The following is a 9,035-nucleotide window of genomic DNA, read 5'->3' on the forward strand; positions in this document are numbered from 1 at the left end:
GTTGGATACTTTGGGCCCGTGGACAAGAAGAACGCCCTGCGCGCCGGCGCCCTGGCTGCCGGTACGACGCTGATGATGCTGCTCATGTCGGTCCCCGCCTCGGCGCTGACCCGCGACGACGGCGACGACCCCGGCAAGGGTCTGAGCGTCATCGACACGCTCGGCCTCTTCGTCGTGGCCCCGCTCGTCCTGTTCGGCGTCATCGCCGGTCTGGTCATGGTGCTGGACAAGTCCAAGGAAGAGCACCGGGTCACCAGCCGCAACATCAAGACCAAGCCCGCCGCGGCCGAGTCCAAGGCCGGCTCGAAGGCCTGACACCGCTTCTCCCGGGGCGCCGGCCCCGCCCACGTACGCGTATCAGCCGTACGTGGGCGAGGCCGGCGCCCCGGCGTGTTCTCAGGGGCGCGGCGCCGCCTCAGGTCGACGGAGGCGGCCGCCGCGAACAGGCCCTCCTTGTCGCCCACGTGGGCAACAAGGACAGATCCGCCGGACGGCCCTAGTGCTCTGAACCCTGCGTGCCCGTCAGCAACTCGCGCAACAGATCGGCCAGTTGACCGGCCCGTTCCTCGTCGAGGGTGGACAGGGCCGCCGTCTGTACCGCGAGGCCCGCTCTCACCGCCTCGTCGATCACGTGCAACCCCTTCTCCGTCAGGGTCACGTGGAGGCCGCGTCGGTCGTGGGGGTCGGGGGAGCGGCGCAGGAGGGCGGCGCGTTCCAGTTTGTCGAGGCGGCCGGTCATGCCGCCGGTGGTGAGCATGAGCGTGGCCGAGAGCTGGCGGGGGGAGAGCGCGTAGGGCTCGCCGGAGCGGCGCAGGGTGGCCAGGACGTCGAACTCGCCGCGGGAGATGCCGTGGGGGGCGTACGCCTTCTCCATACGGTCGCCCATGGTGCGGGAGAGGCGGAAGATCCGCCCGAAGACCTCCATCGCCCTGGTGTCGAGGTCGGGGCGTACCGCGGCCCACTGGCCGATGATCGCGTCGACGGCATCCCCGTGCTGTGCACTCATGTACCGAGTATCCGTGGGCTTCGGATCGCCCGCAAGAAAGTGGCTTGCGGAAAAGTAGCTTAGGGGTAAGCTACTTTCTACCAAGCCACTTCCGAGGGGGAACCATGAACCGACCCACCACCGTCCTCCTCACCGCCCTCGCCCCCGTCTCCTGGGGCACCACCTACGCCGTCACCACCGAGTTCCTCCCGGCCGACCGGCCCCTGTTCACCGGGATGATGCGGGCGCTGCCCGCCGGACTGGTGCTGCTCGCGCTCGCCCGGGTGCTGCCGCGGGGGGTGTGGTGGGGGAAGTCCGCGGTGCTCGGCGCGTTGAACATCGGGGCCTTCTTCCCGTTGCTCTTCCTGTCCGCGTACCGCCTGCCGGGCGGCATGGCCGCGGTGGTGGGGTCGGTGGGGCCGCTGATCGTCGTAGCGCTGTCGGCGGTGCTGCTGGGGCAGCGGCCCACGGCCCGGAGTGTGATCACCGGCCTCGTGGCCGCGTTCGGCGTCAGCCTGGTCGTGCTCAAGGCGGCCGGGGCCCTCGATGCCGTCGGTGTCCTGGCGGCCTTCGCCTCCGCCGCGTCGATGTCCGCCGGGACCGTGCTGACCAAGCGCTGGGGCCGCCCCGACGGCGTGGGCCCGCTCGCCCTCACCGCCTGGCAGCTCACCGCCGGCGGCCTGCTCATCGCGCCCCTCGCCCTCCTCGTCGAGGGCGCCCCGCCCGCGCTCGACGGACGGGCGGTCGGCGGCTACCTCTACCTCGCGCTGGCGAACACGGCGATCGCGTACTGGCTCTGGTTCCGCGGCATCGGCCGCCTCACCGCCACCCAGGTCACCTTTCTCGGCCCGCTGTCCCCGCTGACCGCCGCGGTCGTCGGCTCGGCGGCGCTCGACCAGGCGCTGACGCCGGTGCAGCTGGCGGGGATGGCGGTGGCGTTCGGGGCGACGGTGGCGGGGCAGCTGGGGGTGCGGCCGCCCGCTGTCGGCCGGCCGGTCGGTTCTGCCGGCAGCAAGGCGACCCCGGAGGCGCTGCGGGGCGTGTCGAGGGCGTTGTAACTTCACAACGGTCCCGCGTTACGCAACTCCCGGAGGGCATGTGGCCGCAGAGATCTGTCCGGTGTGCGCCAAGCCGCTCGCCGCGCGGGCCGGGCGTACCGGGCGCGGTTCCGTGTACTGCTCCGCCGCCTGCCGGCAGAAGGCCTACCGGGAACGGCACCAGCCGCAGGGACTCACCGTGCAGGGACTCATCGACGACATCGGGCGCCAGGCCGGACGGCTGGTGCCGCAGCCCGCCGACGCCCTCTACTCCACCGTCGCCGAACTGTCCGCGTCCGTCGCACAGTTGAGGCGCGTGGCCCGTACCGCACGCGACACCGCGGAGGACTCCGCGGATTCCGTCACACCAGAGCCCGTTACGCAACTCACCGAAACCGACTTCGCCGCCCTCACCGAGCAGTACCGCCGGGAGATCCAGGTGCACTGCTACCGCATGACGGGGTCGTACGACGAGGCCGAGGACCTCGTACAGGAGACCCTGCTGCGGGCCTGGCGGGCGCGGGAGGGGTTTCAGGGGCGGGCCGCTGCGCGGACCTGGCTGTACCGGATCGCCACCAACGCCTGTCTGGATCAGCTACGGCGGACCGCGCGCCGCCCGCAACGGTACGAGCCGGTGCCGGGGATGCACCACGGGGACGGGGAGCCGCCCGCCCGGATCACCTGGTTGCAGCCCTATCCCGACGACGAACTGCCGGTCGTCGAGGAGGAGTTGCCGGAAACGGCCGCCGTCTCCCGGGAGACCCTGGAGCTCGTCCTGCTGGCCGCGATCCAGCATCTGCCCGCCCGGCAGCGGGCCGCCTTCGTGCTGCGGGACGCCCTCGGGCTGACCGCGGCCGAGACCGCCGAGGCCCTGGAGACGAGCGTGGCCTCGGTCAACAGCGCACTCCAGCGCGCCAGACCGGTCCTGCGCGAGCATCTGCCCCGGGAGCGTGCCGACTGGCGGGCCGCGGGGCCCACCCGGCAGCAACAGGCCGTGCTGGAGCGGTACATGGCGGCCGTGGAGCGTCTCGACCTCGACGCGATGGCCGCGCTGCTCGCCGAGGACGTCGTCCTGACCATGCCGCCGAACCCGTTCTGGTTCGTCGGCCGGGACGCGCTCCTCGACTTCGTGCGGGTCAGCCTCGACCCGGACTCCCCGGCCTTCCTGGGCCACTGGCGCAGCCTGCCCGCCCGCGCCAACGGGCAGCTGGCGGTGGGCAATTACGTCCGCAGGCCCGGGACCAGCGTCTACCGCGCCCAGGTCATGGACGTCCTGCGGTTCGAGGAGGACGGTGACCGCATCGCGGAGATCACCTCCTTCGAGCCGCATCTCTTCCCCGCGTTCGGGCTGCCGCTGCGCCTGTGACCCGCGGCCGATGAGCATCCGTGGACTCGTGCGTCTGTATGGATGTCACATACGAACCACCACACAGGAGTTCACCATGCTGCTCACCGACAAGACCGCGATCGTCTACGGCGCCGGCGGATCGATCGGCGGGGCCGTGGCCCGTGCCTTCGCCGAGCAGGGGGCGCGGGTGCATCTCGTCGGCCGGACCCGGCAGACGCTTCAGGCGGTGGCCGCCGACCTCAAGGACGCCGAGGTCGCCGTCGTGGACGCGCTGGACGAGGCGGCCGTGGAGGCGCACGCCGAGTCGGTCGGGGACATCGACATCTCCATCAACCTGGTCACGCGCGGCGATGTGCAGGGCGCGCCGCTGACCGACATGGCGGTCGACGACTTCATGCGGCCGGTCACCGACGGGCTGCGCGCCAACTTCATCACCGCCCGCGCCGCCGGCCGCCGGATGGCCGCCCGTGGTTCCGGTGTCATCCTCGCCCTCAACAGCGGTTCCGCGCACGGCAGTCCGATGATGGGCGGCACCGGCCCTGCGGACGGGGCGATCGACACGCTCGTGCGCAACCTGGCGATCGAGCTGGGGCCGCGCGGGGTGCGGGCGGTGGGGCTGTGGGTGGCGGGGGTGCCCGAGACGTTCACCGTCGAGAAGCTCGCCGCCGTCAACCCCGCGATCGACGAGGCGGCCGTCCAGGGCATCGTCGACCACCTGGCCGGGATGCGCATGACCCGCCGCAACCCCACCCTCGCCGAGGTCGCCGCCACCGCGGTGTTCCTCGCCTCCGACCACGCGGGCGGCATCACCGGCACGTTCGTCAACGCCACCGGCGGGATGGTCGGCGTTTGAGCCTCGAGGGCGCGATTCGCCCGCTGGACAAGACGGAGACCACTGGGGACAGTAACTCCCAGGGTGCTTGATCGGACCAGTGTTCGGAGGACCGGCGTGCGGACTTCGCTCTATCCGGCAGTCGACGAACTGGAGCGAAGGGCCCGCGCGTTGGTCCGCGCCGCCCCGAGCGCACTGCGCCTGGCCCAGGTCGGTGAGAGCCGGGCCGGACGCCCGCTGTGGCTGCTGTCCGCCGGGCACGGCGAGAGGCACATCCTCTCCGTCGCCGGCGCGCATGCCAACGAACCCGTGGGCGGGGCCTCGGCGTTGCGGCTCGCCGCCCTGTTCGCGCGGCGGCCCGGGATGCTCGAACCCCTCGGCTGCACCTGGCACTTCCTGCTCTGCCTGGACCCCGACGGGGCCCACCTCGCGCACGGCTGGCAGCCGGAGGAACCGGAACCGTCCCTGACGGAGTGCCATCGCGGCTTCTACCGGCCCGCGTTCGCCCGTCAGCCGGAGTCCCTGCCCATGCCTCCCGGCGACCCGCTGCCCGAGTCGGCCACCCTTGTCCGGCTCCTCGACGAGCTGCGGCCGGTCGCCCAGTTCACCCTGCACGGCATCGAGTTCGGCGGCGCCTTCGTGATGATGACCCGGGAGGTGCCGGGGGTCGCGGACGTCTTCCGGCGAACGGCGGCGCGGTTGCGCGTCCCCGTCGACCGGCACCCCGTGGACGGCCCCGACTGGCGGCTCGACCCGCCCGGCGTCCTGGTGCTGCCCGATGGACACGGCGAGGGCGAACGCGACCCGAGCGGGTTCGTCGCCCAGAGCACCTGGTTCCACCCGCGCCGCCACGGCACCCTGACCACGCTGATCGAGACGCCCGCCTGGGCCGTGCCCTCGGTGAGCGACGCCCGGCCCGTCGCCGACCCGGTCCGTGAGACCGCGCGGCTGGGCGAGGTACTGCTGGGCCGCAGCGAGGAGCTCGCGACGGTCCTCGGGACCCGGCTCGACGACATGGCCGTACCGGAGGATCTCGCGCCGCTGCGGGATGCCGCGCGGGAGCTGCTGGGCGTGGCGGAGTCGATCGCCGAGGGCTGGGCCGCGGAGGAACCCGGGCTGTTCCACGGCCACTTCGCGACCCGGGGGATCTCCGCCCGCCGGATCCCGCTCAGGGTGGCGGCGATGGCGAGCCGCGCCCTGGCCCGCACCGACCCCCGGGTCGCCGAGATCCTCGACGACCTGGTGCGCGAGTGGAGCCAGGAGCTGGAGAAGACGTACGACCTCAGGTGGGTGCCGGTGGCCGTGCAGACCGGGCTGCATGTGCGGACGATGCTCAGCACGGCTCGGCTGGTGTGTGCGGGAGACGGGTGACCTGGGGCCGCCCGTCTCCCGCCGCGCCCTACTGGGCGGCCTGCGCGTCCGCCTCCTGCGCCCGCAGCGCCCGCTCCACGCCCGACCGCGACTCGGACACGAGCCGGCGCAGGGCCGCGTTCGGTTCGGCCGAGGACAGCCAGGCGTCCGTCTTGTCCAGGGTCTGCTGGGAGACCTGGAGCGACGGGTAGAAGCCGAGCGCGATCTGCTGGGCGATCTCGTGCGAACGGGACTCCCAGATGTCCTTGACCACCTCGAAGTACCGGTCCGTGTACGACGCGAGCAGCTCCCGCTGGTCGGTCTGGACGAAGCCGCTGATGACGGCCTCCTGGACGGCGTTCGGCAGCTTGTCGGACTCGACGACCTGCGCCCAGGCCTCCGCCTTCGCCTCCTCGGTGGGCCGCGAGGCACGGGCGGTCGCCGCGTGCCGCTCACCCGCCGCCGTCTTGTCCCGCTCGTACTCGCCGGCGATCTCAGGCTCGTCGTAGCGGCCCACGGCGGCCAGCCGCTGCACCAACGACCAGCGCAGCTCGGTGTCGACGGCCAGGCCCTCGACGACCTGCGACCCGTCGAGCAGCCCCTCCAGGAGGTCCAGCTGCTCCGGCGTCCGGGCCGTCGCCGCGAACGCCCGCGCCCACGCCAGCTGGTGGTCGCTGCCCGCCGCGGCGGACCGCAGATGGGCCAGCGTGGCGTCGGTCCAACGGGTCAGCAGGGCCTCACGGGCGGTGGGGGCGGCGTACAGCTCGATCGCCAGCTTCACCTGACGGTGCAGAGACTGCACGACACCGATGTCGGACTCCTTGCCGATACCGGACAGGACCAGGGAGAGGTAGTCGCGGGTGGCCAGTTCGGCGTCGCGAGTCATGTCCCACGCCGACGCCCAGCACAGCGCGCGCGGCAGCGAGGACTCGAAGTCGCCCAGGTGCTCGGTCACGAAGGCCAGCGACTGCTCGTCCAGGCGGACCTTGGCGTACGACAGGTCGTCGTCGTTCAGGAGCACCACCGCGGGACGGCGCTTGCCGACCAGCTGCGGTACGGCCGTCAGCTCGCCGTCCACGTCCAGCTCGATGCGCTCGTCACGCACCAACTTGCCGCTGTCGTCGTCGAGTTCGTACAGGCCGACGGCGATGCGGTGGGGCCGCAGCGTCGGCTCGCCCTTGGCGCCGACAGGCAGGGCCGGGGCCTCCTGGCGGATCGCGAAGGAGGTGATGACACCGTTCGCGTCCGTCTCGATCTCGGGGCGCAGGATGTTGATGCCGGCCGTCTGGAGCCACTTCTGCGACCAGGTGCCGAGGTCACGGCCGGAGGTCTCCTCCAGCGCGCCCAGCAGGTCGGACAGGCGGGTGTTGCCGAACGCGTGGCGCTTGAAGTACGCCTGCACACCGCCGAAGAACTCGTCCATGCCGACGTAGGCGACGAGCTGCTTGAGCACGCTGGCGCCCTTGGCGTACGTGATGCCGTCGAAGTTGACCAGCACGTCGTCCAGGTCGCGGATCTCGGCCATGATCGGGTGCGTGGACGGCAGCTGGTCCTGGCGGTACGCCCACGTCTTCATGGAGTTGGCGAACGTCGTCCAGGAGTGCGGCCACCGGCTGTCCGGGGCGTACGCCTGGCAGGCGATGGAGGTGTAGGTGGCGAACGACTCGTTCAGCCACAGGTCGTTCCACCACTCCATGGTCACGAGGTCGCCGAACCACATGTGGGCCAGCTCGTGCAGGATGGTCTCGGCGCGCATCTCGTACGCGGCGTCGGTCACCTTGGAACGGAAGACGTACTGGTCGCGGATGGTCACCGCGCCGGCGTTCTCCATCGCGCCCGCGTTGAACTCCGGCACGAACAGCTGGTCGTACTTCTTGAACGGGTAGGCGTAGTCGAACTTCTCCTGGAACCAGGCGAAGCCCTGCCGGGTGACCTCGAAGATGGCGTCCGAGTCGAGGTGTTCGGCGAGCGAGGGGCGGCAGTAGATGCCGAGCGGCACGGACTGGCCGTCCTTCTCGTACACGCTGTGCACGGAGTGGTACGGGCCGACGATCAGGGCCGTGATGTACGACGAGATCCGCGGGGTCGGCTCGAAGACCCAGACGTCGTCCTTCGGTTCCGGCGTCGGGGAGTTGGAGATGACGGTCCAGCCGGTCGGCGCCTTCACGGTGAACTGGAAGGTGGCCTTCAGGTCGGGCTGCTCGAAGGAGGCGAAGACGCGGCGGGCGTCCGGCACCTCGAACTGCGTGTACAGGTACGCCTGCTGGTCGACCGGGTCGACGAAGCGGTGCAGGCCCTCACCGGTGTTGGTGTACGCCGCGTCGGCGACGACCCGCAGGATGTTGCGGCCCTCCAGGAGGCCCGGCAGGGCGATCCGGGAGTCCTTGAAGACCTCGGCGGGGTCGAGGGCGTCCCCGTTCAGCGTGACCTCGTGGACCGTGGGGGCCACCAGGTCGATGAAGGACTCGGAGCCGTTCTCGGTGACATCGAAGCGCACCGTGGTCACGGACCGGTAGGTACCGCCCTCCTGCGCGCCGGAGAGGTCGAGGTCGATCTCGTAGGACTCGACGCTGAGCAACGACGCCCGCTGCTGAGCCTCTTCGCGAGTCAGGTTTGTGCCAGGCACGCGGTCATCTCCTTGTTTCCTCGTTATGAGTAGGTTCGGCGGTTCGGTCATCCTTCCACGAACTGTCTCCGACGGATCGGGGGATTACCCTGCGGATCCGGGGGCGTCCCGTCCGATTTCCGCCGGTCATCCGTGCTCGGTCGCGCCAGCCTGGTCCCATGACGACCTACACCGCACGTCCCGTCGACTCCGCCGTCCTCAAGGAACTCCGCACCACCGACGACGCCGGCCGCCTCCTGTCCTCGTTCACCGACGAGGAGGGCGGCGTCCCGCTCCGCTGCTGTCTGCGCCGCAGCGAGCCCGGTGAGCGGATCGCGCTCGTCTCCTACGCCCCCCTGCGCCGCTGGGCTGCCGAGACCGGCGCGCACCCGGGGGCGTACGACGAGCAGGGCCCGGTCTTCATCCACGCCGAGGAGTGTGCGGGACCGGCGGCCGGGGACGGCCATCCCTTCGCCCACGCCCACCGCACCGTCCGCCGCTACTCCGCCGACGGCCACATCCTCGGCGGCGAGCTGGTCCCCGGCCTGGACGACAACGCCTTCCGCGACGCGTTCGACGACCCGTCCGTGGCACTGGTCCACGTCCGGGCCGTCGAGTACGGCTGTTTCCTCTACGAGGTGCGCAGGCCTCCGGCCTAGCCCCTTGAGTTCGGCGGTCACCGGCTCCGCGATGTTCACGCCGGCGTGTGCGTGGGGCCGGGCGGGCGTGACGGGTGCCCTTTTCGCGGGCATCCACCGGCGGTCCGCCGTGTGTCCTCTGCGAGGTGCGCAGGCCTCCGGCCTAGCCCCTTGAGTTCGGCGGTCACCGGCTCCGCGATGTTCACGCCGGCGTGTGCGTGGGGCCGGGCGGGCGTGTAC

8 protein-coding genes are annotated in these 9,035 nt (G+C 71.6%); 6 read left to right on the forward strand and 2 right to left on the reverse strand.

Annotated elements, in window-relative coordinates:
- Nucleotides 1–18 precede the first annotated feature (18 nt).
- Complete coding sequence (locus tag AB0D34_RS36445) at nt 19–315, forward strand: hypothetical protein (protein WP_362669672.1); 297 nt, start codon at nt 19–21, stop codon at nt 313–315.
- A 181-nt stretch (nt 316–496) separates the two neighbouring features.
- On the opposite strand, the gene AB0D34_RS36450 is transcribed toward AB0D34_RS36445, so the two are convergent.
- Complete coding sequence (locus tag AB0D34_RS36450) at nt 497–1,006, reverse strand: MarR family transcriptional regulator (RefSeq protein ID WP_362669674.1); 510 nt, start codon at nt 1,004–1,006, stop codon at nt 497–499.
- A 104-nt stretch (nt 1,007–1,110) separates the two neighbouring features.
- On the opposite strand from AB0D34_RS36450, the gene AB0D34_RS36455 reads away from it, so the two are divergent.
- The 4 genes from AB0D34_RS36455 to AB0D34_RS36470 all read left to right on the forward strand — a co-directional run bounded on the left by AB0D34_RS36455 (nt 1,111) and on the right by AB0D34_RS36470 (nt 5,573).
- Entirely contained in the window at nt 1,111–2,043 is a 933-nt protein-coding gene (locus AB0D34_RS36455; protein WP_362669676.1) for an EamA family transporter, read from the forward strand.
- Between the two features lie 40 nt (nt 2,044–2,083).
- Nucleotides 2,084–3,388, forward strand: coding sequence for an RNA polymerase subunit sigma-70 (locus AB0D34_RS36460; RefSeq protein WP_362669678.1), 1,305 nt, complete (start codon nt 2,084–2,086; stop codon nt 3,386–3,388).
- A 76-nt stretch (nt 3,389–3,464) separates the two neighbouring features.
- Nucleotides 3,465–4,223 (forward strand): SDR family oxidoreductase, encoded by a 759-nt coding sequence (locus AB0D34_RS36465; RefSeq protein ID WP_362669679.1) that lies wholly within the window; start codon nt 3,465–3,467, stop codon nt 4,221–4,223.
- A 96-nt stretch (nt 4,224–4,319) separates the two neighbouring features.
- Entirely contained in the window at nt 4,320–5,573 is a 1,254-nt protein-coding gene (locus AB0D34_RS36470; protein ID WP_362669681.1) for a M14 family zinc carboxypeptidase, read from the forward strand.
- Nucleotides 5,574–5,601: 28 nt separating this feature from the next.
- Here AB0D34_RS36470 and pepN read toward each other — a convergent pair whose 3' ends face one another.
- Nucleotides 5,602–8,178, reverse strand: a complete 2,577-nt coding sequence (gene pepN / locus AB0D34_RS36475; RefSeq protein WP_362669684.1) for an aminopeptidase N — start codon at nt 8,176–8,178, stop codon at nt 5,602–5,604.
- Nucleotides 8,179–8,336: 158 nt separating this feature from the next.
- Between pepN and AB0D34_RS36480 the strand changes: the two genes are divergently transcribed.
- On the forward strand, nt 8,337–8,816 hold the full coding sequence (locus AB0D34_RS36480; RefSeq protein ID WP_362669686.1) for a DUF1203 domain-containing protein: 480 nt from the start codon (nt 8,337–8,339) through the stop codon (nt 8,814–8,816).
- Nucleotides 8,817–9,035 lie beyond the last annotated feature (219 nt).

Source organism: Streptomyces sp. NPDC048420 (genome assembly GCF_040651535.1).
Lineage (GTDB): Bacteria > Actinomycetota > Actinomycetes > Streptomycetales > Streptomycetaceae > Streptomyces.

Coding starts and splice junctions, on each gene's coding strand:
- AB0D34_RS36450 (WP_362669674.1), bottom strand. CDS start 1,006: ATGAGTGCACAGCACGGGGATGCCGTCGACGCGATCATCGGCCAGTGG.
- AB0D34_RS36480 (WP_362669686.1), top strand. CDS start 8,337: ATGACGACCTACACCGCACGTCCCGTCGACTCCGCCGTCCTCAAGGAA.
- AB0D34_RS36465 (WP_362669679.1), top strand. CDS start 3,465: ATGCTGCTCACCGACAAGACCGCGATCGTCTACGGCGCCGGCGGATCG.
- AB0D34_RS36455 (WP_362669676.1), top strand. CDS start 1,111: ATGAACCGACCCACCACCGTCCTCCTCACCGCCCTCGCCCCCGTCTCC.